We start from the raw sequence: 24,326 nt of genomic DNA, 5'->3' as shown, positions 1-24,326 counted from the left end.
TCCTTTAAGTTAGTTTTTAAAATTTCATTGGTCCATTTATAGCTTGATGCATGGGTATACCCCAATTATCATTTCCCTCTATAAATATTGGTCCATCTCCTGTTATTCCAATATCCCATCCTATTGAATGAATGTTACCCATGTATTGATGTAATTCTTTTGCTACATTTACAGCTTGTACAAAATAAGGTACTTCAAAATCTTTGAATGTTTTATTTGTGTCAGGGTGTTCTTTAACATATCCTCCTTTTCCAGGAGTTAAAATACCCTCTTCATTTAACTTACCACTTTCTTTATCTATTTCAATTATTATACCACCTAGATGCCAATTATCACAAGTGTTATTAAACGCACCGATTTTTAATACTGATGAAAAAACACTTACTTTATTATTTTCCTTAATTGTGACTAATCTTATTGTATTTAATGAATTAGAATAAAGTTCATTCATCTTAGAGTGCTGTATAGCCTTTTCCTGTAAAAATATATTTCCAACCATTTTTTCTTTTAATTGATCTATATTACCTATTACTCCATCTATATGTATTTGTTTATCTTTTATTTTAAGATTAAATACACAATCTGCTAGTTGGCCTGTTAGACTTTTACAAAAAACATCTATATTATTTTTAGTGACTAATTCATCTAAACCCTCTACATTATTAGTATCTAACCATCTTATTGAATCTTTATTCCCTAATGCTAATATTTTAGGAGTGGAAAATCCAAGTCCTTTTAAATAGTTAGCAAATACAAATTTATCCCTTAATATACAAGTATAATTGCAATTTTTATTATGATTTAATCGGTCTCTTTTTTTTCTAAATTCTTTGTATGACATATAATATTTTTGAGATTTACTATCTTTTTTATCAAGTCCATATAAAAAATAAGAATTGTTGATTTCTTTGTTTTTTATAAGCCATTTCAGGTTATCTATATATATTTGTTTCTTATCTTTTCTTTCGCCTATTGAATAATAAGATAATTTATCTGCCTCGTTTACTATTTTTTTTATATTTGATAAATTTGAAATTACATATTTATTATCTTTTACAAAATTATATGATTTTTTCAATACATTTTCCAAAACATTTTCCTCCAAACTACTACTATAACTTTAATAACTTTTGATCAATTTCTCCCTCGGTTGAAGCTACTATTAATGAAGCTGATATATCTCCAGTTACATTAAGCATTGTTCTAGCCATATCTAATATTCTATCAATGCCTGCAACTATACCTATTCCTTCAATAGGTAGTCCTACAGAAGATAAAACCATAGATAATACTATAAGCCCTGCACCAGGTACTCCTGCTGCTCCTATAGATGCTAATGTACCCGTTAATACTATCATCAATTGTTGCAATAATGTTAATTCTAGCCCATATGCTTGGGCTATAAATAATGCACTTACTCCTTGATATAAAGAATTTCCATCCATATTTATAGTAGCTCCTAAGGATAATACAAAACTTGATACTTCTTTAGATATGCCTAAGTTTTCTTGAGCACATTTCATAGAAATTGGTAGTGTTCCTGAACTACTACATGATGAAAAAGCTATCATTTGAGCTGGAAATATGCTTTTGAAAAATTTCAAAATACTAATTCCAGTAAATAGCTTTACAGAGCTAGCATATACTAATAAAGCATGTATTATAACTCCTATATACATTGCAAATATAACTTTGACTAATGGTAATAATATGTCTATGCCATTTCTAGCTACTACTGGTACTATAAGCCCAAATACTCCTATTGGTGATATTTTCATTATAATTTCAGTAATCTTATACATTATTTCTGCTAATGAATCAAAAAAATTTATTACTGGTTTTGATTTTATTCCTACTAATGTAGATCCTATTCCTATAAATATAGCAAAAAATATAACCTGCAAAAGTTCACCTTGAGATAAGGCATTAATAGGATTAGCAGGTATTATATTTAATAAGGTATCTAAAGGTGAAGGTGGAGTTTGAAATTCATAATTGCTATTTAAAGCAATGTCTATACCTTCTCCAGGCTGGATAATATTTGATAGGGTTATTCCTATTACTACAGCAATAGATGTTGTAAAGAGAAAATATAATATAGTTTTTCCACCCATGCGTCCTAATTTTTTTATATCACTTACACTTGAAATCCCTATTATGATTGTGGAGAATACTAATGGAACTATTATCATTTTTATAAGTCTTATGAAAATTTCTCCTAAAGGCTCTATGGCATTGATTATTTGTGGTATATCTTTTACTAAAATTCCAGTTACAATACCTAATATTAATCCTATTAAAATTTTTGTAGTTAAACCTATTTTATTCATTTTTATCACTTCCAATAGGCTTGTTATTTTTAATATGGTAACCAGATTTTAATATGGCATTTTCTGAAAGTATTTTCATTGCATCTATAATATCACCTTCGATATTATATAAATCATTTACCACTGATAATTCTGTACATCCAATTATAACAGATTCGGCGCCCCTAAAATTCAAGTCCAATATTATATTATTAAACTTTTTTAGATCTATAATATTATCACCTTTTTTAATTTTTTCATTAATTATATCAGTAATAAATTCTTGTTGGTTGGATGTAGGTGTTATAACTTCTAACCCACATTTTTTGAATATATCATGATAAATCCTAAATTCGCAAGTAGCTTCGGTGGCTAACAATCCTACTTTATTTCCTTTAGGATTGTTAGATATAAAATACTCCGCCGTTTCCTCCACCATATTTATCAATGGTATTTTTAATTTCTTTTGAATTCCTTCAAAAAAATAATGTGCTGTATTGCAAGGCATAATTAAAAAATCCGCTCCTATACTTTCTAATCTCTTAGCAGTTTCAATCAAATATGGCAAGGGGTTCTCTCCTTCCCCTTGTAAATAGTTAGGTCTTTTGGGGATACTAGTATTATTATCTATTACTATTCTAGGGTGTTCATCATCTTGTTCAGCATCTGTAAGTTCTACTATTTTTTTAAAAAGATATACTGTAGCAAGTGGACCCATACCTCCAATTATTCCTATGGTTTTTTTCATCAAATTCTCCTTGTTTAAGTTTATTTTTTCTTAGATATTTTATTTTTTAAATCATTTGTAAACTTACTAATTATTTCTTTATCTGATTTGTTTAAAATAAATAAATCTTTGAATTTAAAATTTCCTATTATAGTGAAATATATTACATAGAATGTGCCATATATAAAATAGGCACCAGTAGAAGCTATAGCTGCTCCATGTATTCCATATATAGGTATAAATTTATAATTTAAAACTATATTCATTAATAATGTTATAAGTGTAGCATAAAATTGAACTTGTGGCTTTCCTTCAGTAAAGAAATAAGTAGCAGATACTTTTGCAACTGATGCAAAAATAGTACCAATAAATAATATAAGTACGGATGTTTTTGCTTCAGCATAAGCTGAGCCATATAAAACAGGTATCAATGGTGTCATAAAAGATCCTATTATAACTAAAATTATACATACATAAAAGGTGAATTTAAATGTAGTAGATACTATTAATTTAGTATTTAAATCACCTTTTTTCAAAGTATACAATTTACCCATTAAAGCTTGTTCGATACTTGTAGGCACCAAAAAAACCATCTCTGCTAATGAAACAGCTATTGAATATATACCTAGATCCCCTAGAGTAAGTGTTTGCTTTATAACTAGTTGATCTACTCTATAGTTTAGAAACATAAATAACCCTGAAAAATATCCAAATATACCATATTTAAATTCACTAGTTAATAATACTTTATCAAGTTGAAATTTAAAATTTATATTTAAATTTTTTGTTAATAAAATAGTTATTAGTATTATTTCAAGTACTATAGCAGAATAGTAAGTAGTACTGTTTAATAAATTTAGAGGCCATAATACTAATACTAATGCTATTTTTATAGCATTAGCAATTAATAATACTTTATTAGTTTCTCTAATTCTTTCATTAGCTATATAAAATGTTTTCATTAAATTACTTGTTAAAGAAAGGATTATAAATATCACACCACTAAATATGATATAGCTAGTATATTTAACAAAAATTATATCAAATGATCTAAGTCCAATTATAATGATTGTTATTATAGTAGAGATGATCAGTAAAAAGCTCATATTTACATTAAAAACAATTTGAGATGGATAACTTGAACGCTTTTGAAAATATGAACTTGCATTTGTGATTCCTAATTGGGAATAAGTAGCTATTAAACCTGTAACAAGTACAAAATAAGCTATATATCCTTTTTTTTCAGGGCCCAATGTCCTTGCTACTGCAATGCTAACTATCATACTTAATGCTATTTTTATTATTCTGGTAATTAAATTACTTGCTATGTTTTTAGAATACAATATCTTCTTCTCCTTAATTAAATCCTCAATAATAATTTCTTTAATTTTAAATTACATATTTAATTTTATTTTTTTACTTTCTAAATTTATCCACTCACCCATTTTATAATTCCACTTTTCAGGTGTGATTTTTTGAGTTCCTCCGCCGTGATAAAATGTAGTTTCTCCAAAATAAATCTTACCATCTACATTATACAAATCTACCCTACAATGAGGAAATGGCTTAGATATATTTTCAGCATAATTAACCATTTTATCAAAGTTTTTAGGTTTTGAAATTAAATCGGGATCAAAATTCTCTCTTCCTACTTTCATATCAATCAAGTTAAATTCTTTATCATATATATTTCTAGTGGCGAAAGGGTTGTGCTTTCCATCTGATTGGCTCACTTCTAATTCCACAAAAACAAACTTTACCTCTCCATCAAAGCATAAAAATTTATAATCAACAAGACTTGTATCAATTTTTTCTCCTATTATTTCTTCTATTACTATCTTAGGATCAATATTTTTATAATTCCATTCTCTTGATTGAAAATAATAATTCTCCTTTAATGCTAAATTAAATTCTTTTATGAATTTTTTCTTACTAAATGATTTATTTCTATCCCAAATCATATTTGTACCTGAGCCATGATTAGTTTTTATAAAAGCTTTTTCAGGCAATTTTTCAAAGTCAATTTCACGTGCATCGTCATAAACACCAATTAATTTTATTAGTATATGTTCTAAGCCAAGTTCTTTTATATATTCCCTTACTTTATATTTATCTGAACAAATAGTAAGTAAGGGGTCCCTATTATTTAGTTTTAACCACCATAATTTTTCATTAAATGTACTTGGATTATTTATGTTTAAATCTTTTCCTGTATTTTCTTTATATTTAATATGTGCATAAGTTTCATCACTTAATTTACTTAATGATTTAACCTTTATTTTATTTGCTAAATCATATATTTTTTTTAATTTTTCATTTCCATGTGAAATATTTCTAATAGTAGTTTTTATTTTATGAATCATTTTATCCCTCACTATACACCTTTAATCTTCAATTAATTTAAGCCATTCATCTTCAATTTTATTTACACTAAAATCACAAATTCTTTCATCACTTTTATGAGAGTATTCATTTCTTAGTTTTTCATTTTTATATAATTGTATTACACTTTCAGCTAATAATTTTTCCTCTTTTGTAAGTGGATCCTCCTCATCATATTTTATACCATCAAACACTGGAAACATAATTCCATATTTACTATATTCTATATCTATGCATTTATTATTAATATTAGTGTCAGGAGCTAACACCTCTCTAGGTCCTGAATTACAGTCAGTAGAAATAATAGGAATACTACATACCATGGCCTCTAATAATGCATTACTAAAACCTTCATACAAAGATGAAAAAACAAATAAATCTGCCTTATCAATGTATTTATAAGGATTTTTTTTAAAACCACAGAACACCACATTATCATTCAAATTCATTCTATCTGTAATTCTTTTTAAATATGGCTCTAATTCACCTTGTCCTAATATTATTAACTTTATATTTGGTATATCAGCTTTAATAGCTTTTAAGCTTCTAATCAAATGCCATTGCCCTTTAGCTGTGTTAAGTCTTCCAATATTTATCAAAGTAAATTTATCTTCATATAAATCTGTATGATTTTCAATTGGTTCCTTTGCCATGTTCTTAATTTTATCTATATCTACTGAATTATAAATATATTTAACCTTTGCAGAAGGCAAATTATAATTTTGTATTAAATCTTCAGCTACCCCTTTAGAAACTGCAATGATTTGATCTGCTTTTTTATAGAAAAATTTAATGATACTCGAGATAAAATATTTATAAAAATTTTTTCTTTTGCTGGAAATATGACTTCTAATCGAAATAATTATTTTATCATTAACACGAGAAAATATGTTAATTATATTGCTTGTTTCTAAAAAACTTACTGTAGTATTTATTTTATATAATTTTTTTATCTTTTTAACCTTGTGTATTCTTAAAAATACATTTATTATCTTTTTAAAAATATTAGTTTCACTTTTTATATTTAAATCTATTAAATTTCCTGAATATGAATATACAATATCTCTCGAGTCAAATACTATCAAATAAACATTATACTTTTTATTCAATATTTTGCTTAATGAAGCTGCTACTTTCTCTGCACCTCCACCTTTTAAACTGTAAATAAGTATAACAATATTTTTGATACTTCTCACCTCTTTTATTAATCAAAACTTTATTTTTTGTTTAATAATATCTTTAATCATAACAATTTCTTCAACTTTTATAAATAAACTTGCTATTATATAAATACATACTGATAGTGAAATTGTTATTACTAAAGTTATTACATTATTTATCAAATCATTAATTTTAATTATTTGATAAAAGTAGGTATATATAGGATTTATGAATATGCCCATAATAAATGCTGAAAAACTTATTTTAACAAAAGTAATTAATTTTAATTTCACATTAATATTTTTGATTTTCTTCTTAAGACTAAAAAACAATAATAACATAGCAATAATTGATGATAAACTTGTTGCTAGTGCTAATCCCCTATGGTCCATGTATCGTACTAATATCATATTAAGTATAATATTTAAAGATACAGCTATGATACCATTAATCATAGGTGTCTTTGTATCTTGCAGTGAATAATATACACGGCTTAACAAATTTCTTATAGATATTCCTATTATCCCAGGAGTATAAAATACTAAAGCTGTATAAGTCATTAAAGTATCATTAGTATCAAATGCACCTCTTTGATATGCCACTTCAACTATTGGACGAGCTAATATCATTATACCTATTGCAGCAGGTATAGTTATAATTAATATTACATTTATACCTTTATCTATTATTTTTATAACTCCATTTAGTTCATTTTTACTGGATTCTATAGAAAGCATAGGAAAAATCACAGTAAGTATAGCAGTTACAAAAACAGTAATTATTAGAGTATTTAATTTAGATGAATAGTAAAGAGCTGAAATACTTCCATCTATCAATTCAGATGCTAATGTTTTATCAACTATTGCATTTATTTGCTGTACTATTGTTCCAATTATTATAGGAATTACCAATAATAATGATTTTTTAATATATGGATCTTTAAGGTCTATTATTAAACTATGTGAATAATTAGACCTTAAAGCTGGTATTACCTGAATAATAACTTGTGCAAATGCTGCGATTATTGCAGCAAACATTAATCCTTGTATATTGTATTTATCTGAGACTAAAATCAGATAGACTATATATACTATATTAAATGGTATACCAGCAAAAGCTGTTGGGATAAACCTTTCTTCACTCTGTAAATATCCAGAAAAAATATATCCTATTAATGTAAACAAAACTATAGGCAGACCGATGCGATTTAAGCTTACAGCCAATTCAAATTGTTCTCCTTCAAATCCTTTAGCTAATAGTTTTATAATTAAAGGAGAGAAGATATATCCTAATAATATAAGTAAAGTTGATAGTATGAATATTATATTAATTATATTACTCATGTATCTATACTGTATCCTTTTACCACGCTTTTCTTTTATTTCTGAAAAAATTGGTATAATTGTTGTGCTTAAAGCCACGCCTATGGCTCCCATAATTATAGAAGTGGCAGTTAATGCTACAAAAAAAGCATCAGTTTGGTCTCCCGAACCAAATTTTGAAGCTATTAGCATCTCTCTTATAAATCCAAAAAATTTACTCATAAGAGTTAAAATCATTATAATTATGGCTGACTTTGCAGCTTTTTTTGACTTTGACATTATTCTGATCCACCTTAATATAAATTACTTAAATTTATTTTTAGACTTTTGCCCTTTTATCATTCTATACTTTACAAGTTACTTTTGCAAGTAATATTCAAGGTCTCAATAGTTAGATAGCTTTTTATAAATAATTTAGCTTAGTGAATCTTATAAGATTCACTAAGCTATAAATTAAATTGATTTTCTATATATTTATAACGATATATCTTCTTTTTTCATTATTTTAAAAATAGTTTTGATGAAAATTTTAAAATCAATAATAAAACTAAAACTTTCCATATATTTTTGGTCAAAATTTAATTTAATTTGATCTGTAATATCATCTCTTCCATTCACTTGTGCTAATCCACTAATTCCAGGATATAATTTATCTATCCCTTTTTTCTTTCTTTCATGAATTAGATATTCATGTTCCTTAATCATAGGGCGTGTACCTATAAAACTCATATCGCCTTTTAATATATTAAATAGCTGAGGCAATTCATCTAAGCTTAATTTTCTTATAATTCCACCTATTTTGGTTCTATATTGATTTGCATATTTCATTTCATCTGTAGGTACATTTGGACAACCTACTATCATAGTTCTAAATTTATATATGGTAAACCTTTTACTATCCTTTCCAATTCGTTCTTGAAGGAATAATACGGGACCTTGAGATGTCAATTTAATTAATAAGCTTATAGCTATCAGTATAGGACTGAAAATTATTATTCCTAATAATGCAGCTGAAAAGTCTATCAGTTTTTTAAAATTATTATATGAATATATAAAATCCAATTTTCTAATATCATGTTCTTTTTTGATAATATTATTCTTTTTATATGTAAATGTATCTCTAGTTTCCATATGCAACTCCTATTAAACATATTTTTCTTAAGTTTTATAATAATATTTTGTAATTTTTGCTATTAATTTATTGTTTAATATATTAAATCCAAAAGTTCTACATTAATTGTATATGATGAAAAGTTTAGAGTCAATCTGAAAATTAATATCAATTTAATTCTAAAGTAAAAGCCCATTCAGTAAACCAGCTATGATTTTCCTAAAAAGGGCTTTTATTTTGAAACTAAATGATTAAATAGATTCAATTGAGTTTCAATCACTTTTTTTTCATCATATAAATTTATAGCTCTATTGCGTGACTTTTTTTTCATTTTATTTAATAATTCTTTATCTTTTGCAAGCATAAGAATCTTTTGTGATAAAATTTCATTGGAACTTATAGGTATTAAAAAACCTGTTTCACCATCAATAACTTCTTCCCTGGGTCCCCTTATATTTGTAGAAATTATTGCACATTCCATTGCCATAGCTTCAATTATAGATCTGGGCATTCCTTCTCTATATGAAGGCAGACAAAATATGTCTGTTATTGATAAAACATTTGCTACATCATCTCTCTTACCTAATAATTTAATTCTTTTATCATTAAGATAATTTTTTATTTTATTTGAAGTTCCTAAGTCTCTACTATCTTGATTTACAGCACCTATTATCAATAATTTCATCTTTGGATCTTCAATGGTTTTAAATGCTTCTAAGAGATCTAAAATACCCTTTTCTTTAACAAGCCTTCCTATAAAAGTTATCACAAAATCATCTTGATATATATTTAATTCTTCATACAAATCTTGTTTTTGTTTCAAAGAAATATTTTGAGGATTAAATTTCCCATGCACATCTACTCCATTACTTATATTTATAATTCTATCTGCATTTAAAAAATTATTTTCTTTAGCGGTTAAATTATCTTCTTCACTTTGAGTAAATATATAATCCGTACAACATTTAGCTATTATTTTTTCGATTGTCAATATAGATTTATATTTAATATATGGCATATTTTCATGAAAATAAAATCCATGTGCAGTATATATTATATTCGGAACACCAGCTAGCTTTGCTGCTATTCTACCTAATACAGAAGCTATAGGTGTATGAACATGAACTATATCCGGCTTTTCTTTTTTAAAAAATTTATATAGATTGTAAATGGACTTCATGTTAGCTATCGGTTTTATTTTTCTATTGATATTTATATTTTGGATGTTAAATCCTTCTTGTCTTAGATTATCAGTATTTTCTCCATATGAACAAACACATATTAAATCATATTCATCTTTAATAATCTCTTTGTTTAATTCTTTTAATAATCTATTCATAGCGTCATCTATAGCACATAATTGTATTATTTTTTTCATAACTTCACCTTTTTTTGACTTGACTTATTATATTCCTGGGAATATAATTTCTCCCAGCTTTTTACTACTTTTTGTATGCTAAAGTTTTTTATAATATTTTCCCTAGATTCATTTCCCATTATCTTTCTTTGTTCTTTTGATGCTTTCAATAATAAAATCATTGATTTTGAAAATTCATCAATATCATCATTTTTAACTATAAATCCTGTTTTCTTATCTTCTAATATTTCTCTTACTCCCCCTACATCTGTAGCTACACAAGGGCGTGCACATGAAGAAGCCTCTATAAGAGCATTGGGCATTCCTTCCCATTTCGAGCTTAAAACAAATACATCACTCATATTCATAAAATCATTTATATTAGTTTTATTTCCAACCAGATATACTTTTTTATCTAATCCTAATTTTGAAATAAGTTTTTGATATTTATCTTCATTTCCTCTACCTTCTCCAACTATAAAAAGAACTGAATTATTATTATAACTTACTATTTTAAAAGAATTTATTAAAAGGTCATAATTTTTAGCCTTATGCATTCTCCCTACAGCTAAATAAACAAATTTATCTTTAACTTTATAATCATTTCTCATTTTTTTTCTAATATTTTCGGAAGGGAAAAAGTCTTTAGTATCTATTCCATTATAAATCACTATTAATTTTTCCTTTTTTACAATTTTATTATTTATAATTTCGTTTGCTGCAAAATTGCTATTAGTAATTATTTTACTTTCTGTGAAACTAGTCCATTTAAATATTTTTTCTCTTAATTTGCTTCCCATATTTGTAGATCTAATTGATGATATTAATACTGGAACATATATAAATCTACTCACTATTCTTGATGATAATGTAGCATGAAACATAAATGAAGTTAATACATCTACTCTTTCTTTTTTTAATATATTAAAAAGTTTTTTTAGTCCTTTTAATTTATTAAGTTTAGTATTCATATTTAAAGTATATACTTTTGTACCATCTTTTTCTATTACTTCTCCCAATGTTCCTTTATCTAACATAGAAATAACTATTTGATTAAACTTTTCTTTATCAATATTTTTAACTATTCTAGTAAGTTGTCTTTCTGCTCCTCCAGTGTTTAATCCCGTAATTATATATGCAATTTTTATTTTTTTACTTTTTTTCTTTTTATTATGATTTGGAACATAAAATACACCTAATGTATAGAGTAAAATTAATAATGGTAATATAGCTATTCTTTGTCTTACAAAACTACCATCATATGTCGTTCCTAATATGAATGCATGAATAAATATAGGAACTATATAAATTATTGTTGATTTTAAAAATTCTATATCTAATATTATTTTAATCAACAAAAAAATTAGACTGAAGCTAAATATTAAGAAAAATGTAGAGTCTATAGCAGTATAAGAGTATATAGTTCCATTATTAAATACATTCCAAGGTATTGGTGCAAATATTATCTTGGTTAGTCCCATCAATGTTTCTAATATTACATTGCTATTTGAAAATATTTTATTTAAAACTCTTACTCCTAGACTTATATAGGTCATAATATATTTAGAGAATATAATCATAAAAAGAATAATACCACTGCTGCTTAATAAAATTATTTTTTTGTTTAACTTTATTTTATTATTTATTAGCATATCTATCAAAAATGCTATTAAAAAAGCAAAGCCCGCATATATTCTAGTTATAGTTAAAAATCCTAAACTAAGTGAAAATGGTATTAAATAAATAAATTTATTCATTTTAACTTTGTCATAAAAATATAATGAAAGCATAGAGAAAAATAGAACTGTACAATCTTTTAATATATCAGAAGTGAATATAAATAATATAGCACTAAATAGCATTATATATGAACTTATATTTGCTATTTTTTCATTATATTTATTTCTAATATGCGAATTTAGTAAGAATACAGAATAAAAATACATGATTATATTTACTAAATATAGAGAAAAAGCACCTCCAAATAATGTGTAAGTAATATACATTATATATGAATAACCTACATGTAAAGATCTCGTAATTTCTACTATTTGTCTAAAATTAAAGGTCCCTTCATTAACTATCTTTTCTAATATATTTAAATATTTTATACTATCAGGAAAAGGTTTAATATCATATAAATATAAGTTATAAGTATATATAACCCTTATAATAAAAGTAATAAAGATTATTATTCTCAAAGATTTATTTAATTTTTTATTTAATATTATAGGAGCTAATGAAAATAAAGCAAATATAATAAGTAAAATATCATTTTTAATGAAAAAGTACATTATATAAATTAAAATTAAAGATAAAATATATAAAGTTTTCTTATTTTTTTTATAAATATTATTATATGAAAAACCCATTTTATAGCTCCTTACAAGTTAATATCATTTCAGATTTTCTTTATACCAGTCTATTGCTTGTTCTAATCCTTCTTCTATATTATATTTAGGTTTGTACTTTAAAAGTCTCTTTGCTTTTGAAATATCTGCATTACTATGTTTTATATCTCCTTTTCTATCAGGTCCAAATACAGGATTTATATCTTTGTTTAAAAGCTCTGCTAGTTTTTTATATAAATCATCTAAGTACATCCTTCCACCATATGCAATATTTACAGCCTCACCAAATGCTTCCTTTTCTGCTAAACATGCTTTTAAATTAGCTTGTATTACATTCTCTATATAAGTAAAATCTCTTGATTGCCTACCATCACCATTTATTGTTGGTGATTCATTATTTAATAATTTCTTTACAAATACAGGTATTACTGCTGAATATGTTGAATGAGGATCTTGTCTTCTACCAAATACATTAAAATATCTAAGACCTATTGTAGGTAAATTATATAAATCATAGAAGTTTTTAGCATATAATTCATCCACTCTTTTAGTTATAGCATAAGGCGATAATAATTTTCCTTCCACTCCTTCTACTTTTGGAAGTTTTGGTTCATCACCATAAACTGAGGAAGAAGATGCATATACAAATCTTTTGACATTATTATCCCTTGCAGCTATCATCATATTTAATGCTCCTGTGATATTTACATCATTGCTTGTACGAGGATCATCTATAGAACGAGGTACTGAACCTAATGCTGCCTGATGAAGCACATAATCTACACCTTTACATGCTTTAGCACAATCTTCACTATTTCTAATATCCCCTTCTATTAAATTAAATTTTGGATTATCCATAAATTCTTTTAGATTTTCCCTTTTGCCAGTAGAAAAGTTATCTAATACATTAACTTCATAACCTAGTTCTAATATTTTTTCTACTAAGTTTGATCCTATAAAGCCTGCTCCTCCGGTTACAAGAAATTTACTATCCTTTTTAAAATTATAATCCATTTTATTGCCCCCTATAATTTCCAATAAATATAATTATTTTCTTCAGCTTCTTCTTTATTAAACATTCCTTTTACATCTATTAGTACTTTTTCTTGAGTATTTTTATATAATTTATCTAATTCTTTTAATTTAATATCATTAAAGCTGTTATGAGGTACTGCAAGTATGATTCCATCTATATCCTTTAAATCATCTAAAGTATATAATTCTAAATCATATTCCCTTTTAACTTCTTCTTTGTCCACTTCTGGATCAACTACTTTTACTTCTATTTCATACTCTTTTAATTCATTTATTATATCTATTACTTTTGTATTTCTTATATCAGGACAGTTTTCTTTAAATGTAAGTCCAAATATTGCAACTTTAGATCCCCTTATCTGTTTATTAGCTTTTATCAACTTTTTTACTGTATTTTCTGCTACATACTTTCCCATATTGTCATTTATTTTTCTGCCAGATAATATTATTTGTGAATGATAACCTGTTTGTTCTGCTTTATATGTTAAATAGTAAGGATCAACTCCTATACAATGTCCTCCTACTAGTCCAGGTGTAAAATTCAAAAAGTTCCATTTAGTACCTGCTGCTTTAAGTACAGCTTGGGTATCTATGTTTAATTTATTAAATATTATTGATAATTCATTCATAAAAGCTATATTTATATCTCTTTGTGAGTTTTCTATAACTTTGGCTGCTTCTGCTACTTTTATGCTTTCCGCTTTATGTACTCCAGCATCTATTACTAATTCATAGACTTTCGCTATGTTTTCTAGAGATTCCTCGTCCATACCAGAAACAACCTTAACGATAGTTTCTAATCTATGAACTTTATCACCAGGGTTTATTCTTTCTGGAGAATAGCCAACTTTAAAATCCATACCACATTTTAGACCAGATTCCTTTTCTAATATAGGAATACAAATTTCTTCTGTAACTCCAGGATATACAGTAGATTCATAAACTACAATAGAACCCTTAGTTAAGTTCCTACCAACGGTTTCACTTGCGCTTAAAACTGGTTTTAAATTTGGAGTTTTATCATCTTTAATCGGAGTTGGTACTGCTACTATATGAAACTTTGCTTCTTTTAACTTAGTTTCATCTGAAGTGAATTCAACCGTTGTATTTTTAATCACTTCGTCTCCTACTTCCCTTGTAGGATCAATTCCATTTTTATATAATTCTACTTTTCCTTTGCTTATATCAAACCCTATTATATCTACCTTTTTAGCAAATGCTACTGCTATAGGCATTCCTACATAACCAAGTCCTACAATTGCAATCTTCTCTTTTCTGTTTTTTATTTTTTCATATAAACTCATTTTTCCATCTCCTATCTCATACCTTTTTAGTACATACTCTATAATATATCATAAATAAATTCCTATCAATATTTTTAAAGATAAAAATTATCTTTCATCATTCTTCAACTCTATAATTTCATTTTCATTCTTTTTCTGTAAGTTCTCATCCTCTAATAACTCATCTACTGACTTTTCTTCTTTTACTCCTTCAGAGCTTTCTTTTACAAACATAACTTTTATTGTTTCAAGTATAAGTTTTAAATCAAGTAAAAATGAATAGTTTCTTATATATAATAAGTCATATCTTATCTTATTTTCAGGGCTTGTAGAATATTTTCCCCAAACTTGGGCAAAGCCTGTAACTCCAGCTTTCACTATTACCCTATATTTGAAATCCGGGATATCTTTTATAAATTCCTTTGCAAAGTATTCTCTTTCAGGTCTTGGTCCTACTATAGACATATCACCCATGAGTACATTGAATAGTTGTGGGAGCTCATCTAATCTTGTAGAACGAAGTATTCTTCCAAGGGGTGTAATACGTGGATCCTTTTCTGTGGCAAGTGTTGGTCCGGTGTGTTTTTCTGCATCTACTACCATGGTTCTAAATTTATATAATTTAAATGTTTTATTATCTCTTGTGAGTCTTTCTTGAGAAAATAGTATATTTCCTCTATCATATAATTTTATAATTATAGCTACTACTAACATTATAGGAATAGTGAGTATTAGTCCTATAATTGAAATAAATAAATCTAGCGTTCTTTTCATGAATCTTTTTTCAAGAGACATATAAAGTGAATCAATTTTAAATGTTGGTATATCATCAAACTGTTCTATACTGGCGTTATACAATGAAATTTCTGATAGTGAAGGTACCAAATAAGCTATCTTATCGGTTTCTATACAATGAGTTATAATTTCATCTTTTATATGACTTTCTATACCAGGTGAAATTATAACTTCATCTACCTTATCAATATATTTATACATTTCATCATCTAATTTATTACATATAAACTTTATATTCATATGGTTTTTTGAGTTTATAAGTACTTTTTTAAGTACTATATCACTATCAGTTTTATTTCCTATTATAATAGCATCCTTTTTTCTTTTGATTCTTTGAACTCTCTTCCACATTATAGTTGTCCAAATAAATACTGATATAACTTGAATTATAGATGATATCATTAAAACAGAACGAGGAAATGATAAAGTCCTTGCTAAAAATAGTATAGCTACAGTAGTTATATTTATCATTACTAAAGAAATCATAGATGAATATATGATATCTATAAATGATTTTTTAAGTATACCAAAAACATCATTTACATAGAAAAACACGAATGATGTTATTATTAAGTATGGAATAATTTGATAAAACTGTCCTATATGTTTGGGACTTATTATTCTATCGAATTTAAGATAGAAAGCTATATAATATGCAGCTATAATTAATATAATATTGATGCTTACCAAAACTGCTTTATATAATGCTCCATCTCTTTTTCTTTTTGTATTCATATTAATTTCCTTTCTGTTTAAAGGCTTATAATCTCTTTTTTATGGCGTTATATACATAAAATATAAATACATATATAGATTTAGGAAGTGATAATTCCTCTAAATTCCTATAAGTATTCCATGTTCTTTTTAGAGCCTTTATCTTACCATGAGATATTGACCCTTTTACTATTCTATACTTTGCAAGTGGTTTTTGCAAGCCATAGGCAGTATATCCCTTTCTAAGGATAGATAACCATGTAGCAGTATCTTGACCTGCTCGAACAAGAGGCATATTGAAGTCTCCAATTTTCTCCCTATCTATAATAACTGTAAGACATCCTATTATAGTGTTTTTAAGTAAGCCTTCATAATCAATCTTTTTAGGTATATTTACTATCTTTTTCAATTCATTCCCATCTTCATCTATAAGGGAGTATGAAGTAAAAGAAAACTCAATATCTTTTTCTTTCATAAAGGCTAATTGCTCTTCTAATTTTGTATGTGTCCATAAATCATCGCTATCTAAAAAGCAAATAAATCTTCCTCTTGCAATATCTATACCTTTATTTCTAGCAACAGCAGCTCCAGAATTTTTATCTAATTTAAAATATCTTATTCTTTTATCTATATCAGCATATCTTTGAATCATGTTACTTGATTCATCTGTAGAGCAATCATCTACAATGATCATTTCAAAATCCTTATATGTTTGATCAAGTACCGATTCTATCGTTTCACTTATTAATTTTTCTGAATTATATACTGGTGTAACTATAGATACATTAGGCATATTATCATTCCTATCAATTTCTCTTTTTATAATCTTTTACTCCATTTAATATAAGTTTCACAAACTTAAATATTGTATAATCCACTTTATATTCCTTGTGTTTTTTGATACCAAAACCTAGTGCTAAAATATATGCTATATTTCCATATAGTCTATAAAAAAGTGCACCTTTCGAAAAAATTTTTTTATCACTCCAAGTAGAAGTTGATGTTTCATCTGGATGATCTGCTATTATTAAGGGATAATACATTATTTTTAACCCCTTATCTAATGCATCTTTTAAAAATATATTTTCTTCTCCTGATAAGTATCTAGAATTCAATCCAAACTTTTCATCGAACCTGATATTGTTTTCCATTATACTTCTTATCCTAAAAGCTATTTCTATCGATGAAACTTTGGCAATAGAAAATTTGTCATGTATAAATGCTTCTTCTCTGTAATTTTTATTTAAATTTTTATTGTGTTTATCATATTTAAATGTAAATATATCTATATCAGGATTTTCAATAAAAACTTTTCGTATTTCTTCAAATATGTCTTTTTTAAATTTAACATCATCATCTGTTATTATACATATGTCTCCTGTAGCATTTTCTATAGCTCTATTCCTACTTTTAGATAGACCCTTTTCATTAAAATTTAACATCTTTATATATTCTTCTTTTATTATCTTTTGATTATCAGTTTGATTTATTATCAAAACTTTACTATTTATATTTTTTTCCTGTAAAGTTAATTGTTTTATATTTTCTTTTGCTAGTGAAGAAATTAAAACTTCTATTTCCATATAAACCTTTCTCCTTTTTATCACTGAATAGTAATGGTATAAACATTAGTATTGCTACATATCTATGTCTAACTCCTCCCGTAAGAAAATATTCAAATATACTACTTAATACTATAATGCTAAGTATAGTTACTATCCAAAATAGATTCTTATAATTATTTCTTATATTGAATAAGAAAAGTACTAATACTATTATTACATAAAATGCATCTATAGTATATGCCAAAGAATTTAAAAAATCATAGTCTACCAATATGGGTAACGGTGATAATAAAAATTGAGCTATAAGTAAAGGATATGCTTTAAATACATCTAACCAAGTATTCCATACTACGTAAGGATACTCCATTCCAGAATTTAGATATATCTCTCTTTGACTATTCCTAAAGTCATCTAATTCAGCTGGGCTTATGCCTATGTTTAAATATCTTACTGCCACATAGTTGAGTCCAAAATACATTATAGGTATCAATAGAATAGTTCCTATAGCTTTATATTTTAATTTTATTGTATTGCAATATAATAGTTTAATAGCATATATCATCAAACAAAAAATCACATATTTTGTCCTAAATATTATAACCAAGGTAGTCCCTAGCACTAAAAATATATTAATTTTTGATTTTTTCATTATTCCTATCAAAAATATTGAAAAAGCTAATATAAAATATGATTCCCTAAGTAAAGTTAATGAATATATTATTGATACTGGGTATATTGCACTAAAAATTAAAAATAATCTTTGATTTTTTATACTTATTTCATCTTTTTTATATATTCTAAAAGATTTCCAAAGCAACAATATTCCTATTTGATTTATAATAGAATTAAATAGTATATAATTTATTATATTTCCACAGCTTAGAAAGTAAAAGAGTCTTGAAAACAAACCAAAACCTATTGTTAATTCTATAGAAGGTACAGTTTTGATTTTACCAATTAACAAGTCATAATATAACTGTGTATCAGGAAAAAGTGGAATATAGTCAAATTTTATATCCCCTATAATTAGTACAAAATACATAGAAAGTACCCCTATAAAATAATACCTATTAAATTTATCATCTTTTAATAGTAATTTTCTTGCTATAAACATTAGTAAGAAAAAGAATATTACTAAATATACAATCATAAAGAATACTTGAAAGAAATCTAAATTTATGTTCTCATAATAAGGTTTCATCTGTATTACCTCTCTAACGTTTAATCATTTTTAAGAATCTATTTGCATCTGTCCATTTCAAAAGTATAATTAAAGATATTATAAAATACAATACTTTAAAAGAAAAATTAGCAATACCAATATTTGACTCAAATAAATGTATTATTAGTGGATTTAAACTTAATAAATATATTAGAATTAATTTTATATATTTAAATGAAAATTTATATTTGACTTTCACTATTGTAAAATATATTATAGCTGATAGTAAAAATGATATTATTGTACTCCATACTGCTACCATAACTCCAAATTTCGGGATAAATATTATATTTATTAATATATTTATTCCTGCTGAAAACCCACTTACTATGGATGTATATTTGTTATCTTTAAAGTGAAATAAGAATAAGGATAAATAATATACAAAACCTTGAAGAATTGATGATGATATTATATATGGTAGATAATCAATCGTATTAAAATAACTTTCTGGGAATATAAAATAAATTATTTCCTTTGAAAAAAGTTCTCCTGCTAATGCTACAAGTGTTAATCCTGCTATGAATATTTCTATAGTTTTAGTAAGCGATTTATCTTTATTACTTTTTTCTATTTTATCATAAAAGGCTGGTGTCCAGGCATTTATAAATGAATCTATGAATACTAGAAGTACTAATCCGCCTGTATATGCTAAGCTATAATGTCCTACAACTTCTAATGATGAATATTTTGCAAGTATTATTCTATCACTATAATTTATAAGGGTCCCTAAGAGTCCAGTAAGTATCATAGGTGCTCCTATTGCTAAAGAATCTTTTAAAAAGTCCACTCTAAAGCTTAATTTTGATTCTTTTATATATTTTATATAGTGAATAATTATTAAAAATAACTTACCAGCAAATATTCCCAGAATTCTACCTGTGACTCCTAGGTGTAAACTTATTATGAGAAAAAGTGTTAAAGAAAAGTTAATTAGAAAGCTTAAAATACTTCCTAATCCTATCCTTTTATATCTTTTTTTCATTTGAAAATAGCTTATAGCCATAAAGTTCAGACTGTCTAATGCCCCTAAAACTATAAAACTTTTTATATAAGAATATTTTATTTCATTTAAATCAAATATTATATTCCATAATCCTTTTACATAATCATTGGTAATCAAAAAATAAGTAATAACACCAAATACAATTATAAACATATTTAATGTAAAAATATATGATCCAAGCTGTTCTTTCTTTTCTAATCTGTTATAATTTCTCATTTGTGCCACGTTTAGTCCTGATATAAATATAGTACACATTATTGATGTTAATGGTGTTAAAGAACCAATTATCCCATATTCAGTAGGAGATAAAAATCTTATTAATATTGGAAGTATTAATATACTACCTGCCTTGGTAAAAATCCCAGATAATGTGTATATTGTTGTGCCTTTCAGTAAATCCCGATTACTCATTTAATCTACCTCATCTAATATATTTAATCTATATATTTCTTGTATATTTTATCCATTTCTATCATTATGTTTTTTAATGAATATTTGTCTATAAATTTTCTACCTTGCTTACCTAAATTCATTCTAAGTTTTTTGTCATTATATAGCTCAAGTATATATTTTTTAGTAGACTTTTCATCTCCAACTTCAACTAAATATCCGTTAACATTATTTTTGACTAAATCTCTATTTCCTCTTATATTTGTAGCTATTATAGGTTTGGATGCTACCATTCCTTCAATTATATTTTTAGGTAGTCCTTCTCTATGAGACATAGATACCAAAACATCAGATGAAAATAAAATTTCCGGGATATCTTTTCTAAAACCTAACATTTTTACATTTTCAATATTTTGATCCTTTATATAATTTTCTAAGTTGTTTTGTAGTTCTCCTTCTCCTACTATAATTAATTTTATATCTTTATTTTTTATTGAATCAATGGCATTTATTGCTTGTATATGATTTTTATTTTTATTTAACTCACCTATCATTAAGACAATAAAGTCATCTTTAGAAAATCCTAATTTTTTTCTAATATCTTCTTTTGATACATTATTTTTAATTTCATATTTATCTATATCTACTCCTACGCCATTTAGATAATATAATGAACCAGATTTCCTTAATTTAAATTTTTTAGCTCTATTATAATCTTCTTCATTAATTGTGATTAATCCATCAGTCCAATGGGATGCTATTCTTTCTAAGTTATAAAATAAAATCCAATTTAATGGAGGTGAGTTCTTATAAAAATGAAATCCATGAGCTGTATATAAAACAGGATTAGTATTAGTAATTTTAGCAGCTAATCTCCCAATAAACGAGGCCATTGGTGTATGAAAATGAATTAAATTAAAATTGTTATTTTTCATCAATTTTATTAGTTGAAATAATGATTTGAAAATTTTATAAGAATAAGGCTTTCTTGTAAAATCAATATCATGTAATATTATATTTTCATTAATAAGATCTTGTTTTCTTTTAGATATTTTAGTAGCAACATGCACTTCATAACCTTTATCTTGAAAATACTTCATAAAAGGTATATGAAATAATATAATATGAGATTCTACAGTTGATACAAAAAGTACTTTTTTAATCATTAATTTGTCACCTATTTCCTATAAAAATTAGTTTTAAAATAAATCTATACTATATCTATATGGTACTATACCATATATACCTTGAGATAATCGCAAGGCAATATACATGAAAAATAATAATACAATTACTATATCTAAGAAAATTCCATACTTGCCATTTAGAAACTTAAAATACTTACTACTTGATATTCTAATAGTTTCTAGCCAATCTCCAATAATTATATTAAGCTCTGGTACAAGTATCAATATATATAGTTCAAAATAAATAGCTATCCTACTATAATATATGAAGCCCAAAGATAGCACAGTAAAAATATAATGTATGTAGCTTATATTTATAAATAATTTATTCACTTTATTTCTTTGTATTAATTGATTTTTAAATATAACTATAATAATTATTAATAAAGTAGGTATGACCATGTTAAGTGGATTAACTCCTACACTTTCTAGTAACTTTTCTTTGTACATACCATATGGGAGCTTTAATATATCATTTATATAAAATACCAACCTATTTATTAAATTAAAATACTGTGCTACTATTATAGTTATAAAAGTTAATAAAATATATTTAGTTTTTATATTTATTTTCATTATTAGAGGAACAATAAACAAAATTATCGCTGTCCTATGGAATACTAAGGCAATTATAGTTATTATAATGTAATACAATATAAATCTTTTTTTAATTAAAAGATATATTGCTAGGAGAATAAATGCTATTGCTAAACCCTGCCTAGTAATGTTAAAAAAGCTATAATACATTCCTGTTGCTAAATATAAGAATGTAGATATGGCCGGATTTTTACTTAGTTTTATTATTCCATAATACATTAAAAAGTTAGATACTATTGAAAATATCATCAAAGACATTTGAAAGTTAATGTTTAACTTTTGAAACAATAAATTAATTGCATAAAACCCTCTTTCTTTAGGACTATCTTTTATAAGTATTTCAGAATATTTATATATATTGTTATAGTTTATGTAATCTGTTCCTATTTCAAATCTTAACCCAGCAACTATTGCAAGAAATATGAAATAAATAAACAAGATTATATTCATTTGTTTTTTTGTTATTTTGTTTCTTATAAATATTAAAAAAATAATTATGATTAATTGTATAATATATATTTTCATTTTATCACCCAGTCTATCTTTTTACAATTCCTTGAATTAATCCATTTAATCTTCCTAGGTCAGTTGAAATAGAAACTATATTTCCTAATATCACTTCTTTTATATTTTCTATCTTTTTGTGATTTTTAAATATAGATAAAATAGTCTTTAAGCTTATTAAGAGATATAAATATCCTATATATAATAATATATTTTTAGAAAGAATAAAAAAAACAATAGATGAACCAGTATAGAATAGTATTAAAGCTATAGATAATATTAATTTTCTTTTAATATATCCAGCTTTCACACTATCTTTAGTATATCTAGTCCATTTTTTAAATGCTTCATAACCATCTTTAGGATATCCGGTATAATAAGCTTTGGCATCTACAAAATATTCATTTATATTTAATTTTTTTAATTTATCTATATAAATTAAGTCTTCTGCTGAACGTAAATCAGGTTCAAATCCATCTATTTTTTTAAAAACATTTTTTTTAATGGCAGAACTTCTTACTATTCTCTCTTCATTATTTTTAGCTTCTATAACTTTAGAAAAAGCCCTTTCCCAATCGCTATATGCAAGTGATTTGCTAATTCCCCATACAACTTCAATTTTCCTATCTTTTTTAAAGGGTTCTAACAATTTCTCAAGCCAATTTTCTTCAGGAACTATTCCACAATCTATAAAGGCAATATAATTATATTTAGAGTTTTCCACTCCTATATTTCTACCTTTACCAGGATATGTAATGCTCTTCTCTTCTATAATTTTGACTTCTACATTTGAGTTATGTTTTTTCCATTCTATAATATTTCTAACTGTTCTATCATTTGAGTTTGCATCTACAATTATTATTTCCGCTTCATACTTTATATTACCTATATTTAATTTAAGTTTATCTAATAAATTTCGAATAGATTTTTCTTCATTATAAGCAGGAATTACTATGCTAACACCTTGCATATCTTCAATCCTTCCCTATTATTATTTACTCTATTTATTTTATTCTAAATATAGTAAATGTCAATATATTTATATTTTAAACAAAAATGATAGAATCATAATGATGCTATCATCCATAATCTATTTTACTATACTCTCTGATTATTACCTAAAATCATCTTTTTTTAGTGCAGATTCTACTGTTTCTTCTATTATATATTGTATCTTATTTACTATATTATAGCAAGATTTTGCAAAGGCAAAACCCCTCATTTACGAGGGGTTTTGAGCCTAAGATTCTTACTTCTTCACACCATACTTTGGTATTTCAAATCTAAGTGTATAGTCATCACATAGAT

20 protein-coding genes are annotated in these 24,326 nt (G+C 25.4%); all 20 read right to left on the bottom strand.

Annotation, left to right across the window (positions count from 1 at the left end):
* Window positions 1-16: 16 nt before the first annotated feature.
* The 20 genes from ACTHUW_RS08385 to ACTHUW_RS08290 all read right to left on the bottom strand — a co-directional run bounded on the left by ACTHUW_RS08385 (window position 17) and on the right by ACTHUW_RS08290 (window position 23,988).
* Window positions 17-1,090: a sugar-transfer associated ATP-grasp domain-containing protein gene (locus ACTHUW_RS08385; protein ID WP_442213022.1), complete on the bottom strand. Its 1,074-nt coding sequence runs from the start codon at window positions 1,088-1,090 to the stop codon at window positions 17-19.
* A 22-nt stretch (window positions 1,091-1,112) separates the two neighbouring features.
* The gene (locus tag ACTHUW_RS08380; protein WP_442213020.1) at window positions 1,113-2,330 is read right to left on the bottom strand and encodes a dicarboxylate/amino acid:cation symporter; all 1,218 of its coding nucleotides are present in this window, start codon (window positions 2,328-2,330) and stop codon (window positions 1,113-1,115) included.
* A complete protein-coding gene (locus tag ACTHUW_RS08375) occupies window positions 2,323-3,057 on the bottom strand; it encodes an aspartate/glutamate racemase family protein (RefSeq protein ID WP_442213018.1) in 735 nt (244 codons plus the stop codon). Before ACTHUW_RS08375 ends, ACTHUW_RS08380 begins: the two co-directional genes overlap by 8 nt.
* Before the next feature lie 20 nt (window positions 3,058-3,077).
* Entirely contained in the window at window positions 3,078-4,379 is a 1,302-nt protein-coding gene (locus ACTHUW_RS08370; RefSeq protein WP_442213016.1) for an oligosaccharide flippase family protein, read from the bottom strand.
* Window positions 4,380-4,430: 51 nt separating this feature from the next.
* The gene (locus tag ACTHUW_RS08365; protein ID WP_442213013.1) at window positions 4,431-5,399 is read right to left on the bottom strand and encodes an ATP-grasp fold amidoligase family protein; all 969 of its coding nucleotides are present in this window, start codon (window positions 5,397-5,399) and stop codon (window positions 4,431-4,433) included.
* Window positions 5,400-5,420: 21 nt separating this feature from the next.
* The gene (locus ACTHUW_RS08360; RefSeq protein WP_442213011.1) at window positions 5,421-6,614 is read right to left on the bottom strand and encodes a glycosyltransferase; all 1,194 of its coding nucleotides are present in this window, start codon (window positions 6,612-6,614) and stop codon (window positions 5,421-5,423) included.
* A 12-nt stretch (window positions 6,615-6,626) separates the two neighbouring features.
* Complete coding sequence (gene murJ, locus ACTHUW_RS08355) at window positions 6,627-8,180, bottom strand: murein biosynthesis integral membrane protein MurJ (RefSeq protein ID WP_442213009.1); 1,554 nt, start codon at window positions 8,178-8,180, stop codon at window positions 6,627-6,629.
* A 195-nt stretch (window positions 8,181-8,375) separates the two neighbouring features.
* Window positions 8,376-9,032 (bottom strand): sugar transferase, encoded by a 657-nt coding sequence (locus tag ACTHUW_RS08350; RefSeq protein WP_442213007.1) that lies wholly within the window; start codon window positions 9,030-9,032, stop codon window positions 8,376-8,378.
* 212 nt (window positions 9,033-9,244) lie between these two features.
* Window positions 9,245-10,390, bottom strand: a complete 1,146-nt coding sequence (locus tag ACTHUW_RS08345; protein ID WP_442213004.1) for a glycosyltransferase family 4 protein — start codon at window positions 10,388-10,390, stop codon at window positions 9,245-9,247.
* Window positions 10,387-12,741, bottom strand: a complete 2,355-nt coding sequence (locus ACTHUW_RS08340) for a glycosyltransferase (RefSeq protein WP_442213002.1) — start codon at window positions 12,739-12,741, stop codon at window positions 10,387-10,389. The genes ACTHUW_RS08345 and ACTHUW_RS08340 overlap by 4 nt, the downstream gene beginning before the upstream one ends.
* 24 nt (window positions 12,742-12,765) lie before the next feature.
* Entirely contained in the window at window positions 12,766-13,734 is a 969-nt protein-coding gene (locus tag ACTHUW_RS08335; protein ID WP_442213000.1) for an SDR family oxidoreductase, read from the bottom strand.
* Between the two features lie 11 nt (window positions 13,735-13,745).
* Window positions 13,746-15,059 (bottom strand): nucleotide sugar dehydrogenase, encoded by a 1,314-nt coding sequence (locus ACTHUW_RS08330; protein WP_442212998.1) that lies wholly within the window; start codon window positions 15,057-15,059, stop codon window positions 13,746-13,748.
* 87 nt (window positions 15,060-15,146) lie between these two features.
* Entirely contained in the window at window positions 15,147-16,568 is a 1,422-nt protein-coding gene (locus ACTHUW_RS08325) for a sugar transferase (RefSeq protein ID WP_442212996.1), read from the bottom strand.
* A gap of 25 nt (window positions 16,569-16,593) precedes the next feature.
* Window positions 16,594-17,340: a glycosyltransferase family 2 protein gene (locus ACTHUW_RS08320; RefSeq protein ID WP_442212994.1), complete on the bottom strand. Its 747-nt coding sequence runs from the start codon at window positions 17,338-17,340 to the stop codon at window positions 16,594-16,596.
* 13 nt (window positions 17,341-17,353) lie between these two features.
* Window positions 17,354-18,130 carry a glycosyltransferase family A protein gene (locus ACTHUW_RS08315; RefSeq protein ID WP_442212992.1) on the bottom strand — a complete coding sequence of 259 codons (777 nt, stop codon included), beginning with the start codon at window positions 18,128-18,130 and terminating at the stop codon, window positions 17,354-17,356.
* A complete protein-coding gene (locus ACTHUW_RS08310; RefSeq protein ID WP_442212990.1) occupies window positions 18,051-19,313 on the bottom strand; it encodes a hypothetical protein in 1,263 nt (420 codons plus the stop codon). Before ACTHUW_RS08310 ends, ACTHUW_RS08315 begins: the two co-directional genes overlap by 80 nt.
* A 13-nt stretch (window positions 19,314-19,326) precedes the next feature.
* Entirely contained in the window at window positions 19,327-20,751 is a 1,425-nt protein-coding gene (locus ACTHUW_RS08305) for a lipopolysaccharide biosynthesis protein (RefSeq protein WP_442212988.1), read from the bottom strand.
* Window positions 20,752-20,774: 23 nt separating this feature from the next.
* Window positions 20,775-21,896: a glycosyltransferase family 4 protein gene (locus tag ACTHUW_RS08300; protein ID WP_442212986.1), complete on the bottom strand. Its 1,122-nt coding sequence runs from the start codon at window positions 21,894-21,896 to the stop codon at window positions 20,775-20,777.
* Between the two features lie 33 nt (window positions 21,897-21,929).
* Complete coding sequence (locus tag ACTHUW_RS08295; RefSeq protein WP_442212984.1) at window positions 21,930-23,039, bottom strand: EpsG family protein; 1,110 nt, start codon at window positions 23,037-23,039, stop codon at window positions 21,930-21,932.
* Window positions 23,040-23,052: 13 nt separating this feature from the next.
* A complete protein-coding gene (locus ACTHUW_RS08290) occupies window positions 23,053-23,988 on the bottom strand; it encodes a glycosyltransferase (RefSeq protein WP_442212981.1) in 936 nt (311 codons plus the stop codon).
* Window positions 23,989-24,326: the final 338 nt, after the last annotated feature.

This window comes from Senegalia sp. (in: firmicutes), assembly GCF_052088025.1.
In the GTDB taxonomy this organism is placed as follows: Bacteria; Bacillota; Clostridia; order Tissierellales; family SIT17; genus Anaeromonas.
Note: the sequence above shows the minus strand (reverse complement) of the source record. Positions and strands in the feature narration are given on the sequence as shown.

What these genes read in the sequence shown, in the direction of transcription:
- ACTHUW_RS08380 (WP_442213020.1), bottom strand. Translation starts at nt 2,330, where the DNA reads ATGAATAAAATAGGTTTAACTACAAAAATTTTAATAGGATTAATATTA.
- ACTHUW_RS08375 (WP_442213018.1), bottom strand. Translation starts at nt 3,057, where the DNA reads ATGAAAAAAACCATAGGAATAATTGGAGGTATGGGTCCACTTGCTACA.
- ACTHUW_RS08365 (WP_442213013.1), bottom strand. Translation starts at nt 5,399, where the DNA reads ATGATTCATAAAATAAAAACTACTATTAGAAATATTTCACATGGAAAT.
- murJ (WP_442213009.1), bottom strand. Translation starts at nt 8,180, where the DNA reads ATGTCAAAGTCAAAAAAAGCTGCAAAGTCAGCCATAATTATAATGATT.
- ACTHUW_RS08350 (WP_442213007.1), bottom strand. Translation starts at nt 9,032, where the DNA reads ATGGAAACTAGAGATACATTTACATATAAAAAGAATAATATTATCAAA.
- ACTHUW_RS08345 (WP_442213004.1), bottom strand. Translation starts at nt 10,390, where the DNA reads ATGAAAAAAATAATACAATTATGTGCTATAGATGACGCTATGAATAGA.
- ACTHUW_RS08340 (WP_442213002.1), bottom strand. Translation starts at nt 12,741, where the DNA reads ATGGGTTTTTCATATAATAATATTTATAAAAAAAATAAGAAAACTTTA.
- ACTHUW_RS08335 (WP_442213000.1), bottom strand. Translation starts at nt 13,734, where the DNA reads ATGGATTATAATTTTAAAAAGGATAGTAAATTTCTTGTAACCGGAGGA.
- ACTHUW_RS08330 (WP_442212998.1), bottom strand. Translation starts at nt 15,059, where the DNA reads ATGAGTTTATATGAAAAAATAAAAAACAGAAAAGAGAAGATTGCAATT.
- ACTHUW_RS08325 (WP_442212996.1), bottom strand. Translation starts at nt 16,568, where the DNA reads ATGAATACAAAAAGAAAAAGAGATGGAGCATTATATAAAGCAGTTTTG.
- ACTHUW_RS08320 (WP_442212994.1), bottom strand. Translation starts at nt 17,340, where the DNA reads ATGCCTAATGTATCTATAGTTACACCAGTATATAATTCAGAAAAATTA.
- ACTHUW_RS08315 (WP_442212992.1), bottom strand. Translation starts at nt 18,130, where the DNA reads ATGGAAATAGAAGTTTTAATTTCTTCACTAGCAAAAGAAAATATAAAA.
- ACTHUW_RS08310 (WP_442212990.1), bottom strand. Translation starts at nt 19,313, where the DNA reads ATGAAACCTTATTATGAGAACATAAATTTAGATTTCTTTCAAGTATTC.
- ACTHUW_RS08305 (WP_442212988.1), bottom strand. Translation starts at nt 20,751, where the DNA reads ATGAGTAATCGGGATTTACTGAAAGGCACAACAATATACACATTATCT.
- ACTHUW_RS08300 (WP_442212986.1), bottom strand. Translation starts at nt 21,896, where the DNA reads ATGATTAAAAAAGTACTTTTTGTATCAACTGTAGAATCTCATATTATA.
- ACTHUW_RS08295 (WP_442212984.1), bottom strand. Translation starts at nt 23,039, where the DNA reads ATGAAAATATATATTATACAATTAATCATAATTATTTTTTTAATATTT.
- ACTHUW_RS08290 (WP_442212981.1), bottom strand. Translation starts at nt 23,988, where the DNA reads ATGCAAGGTGTTAGCATAGTAATTCCTGCTTATAATGAAGAAAAATCT.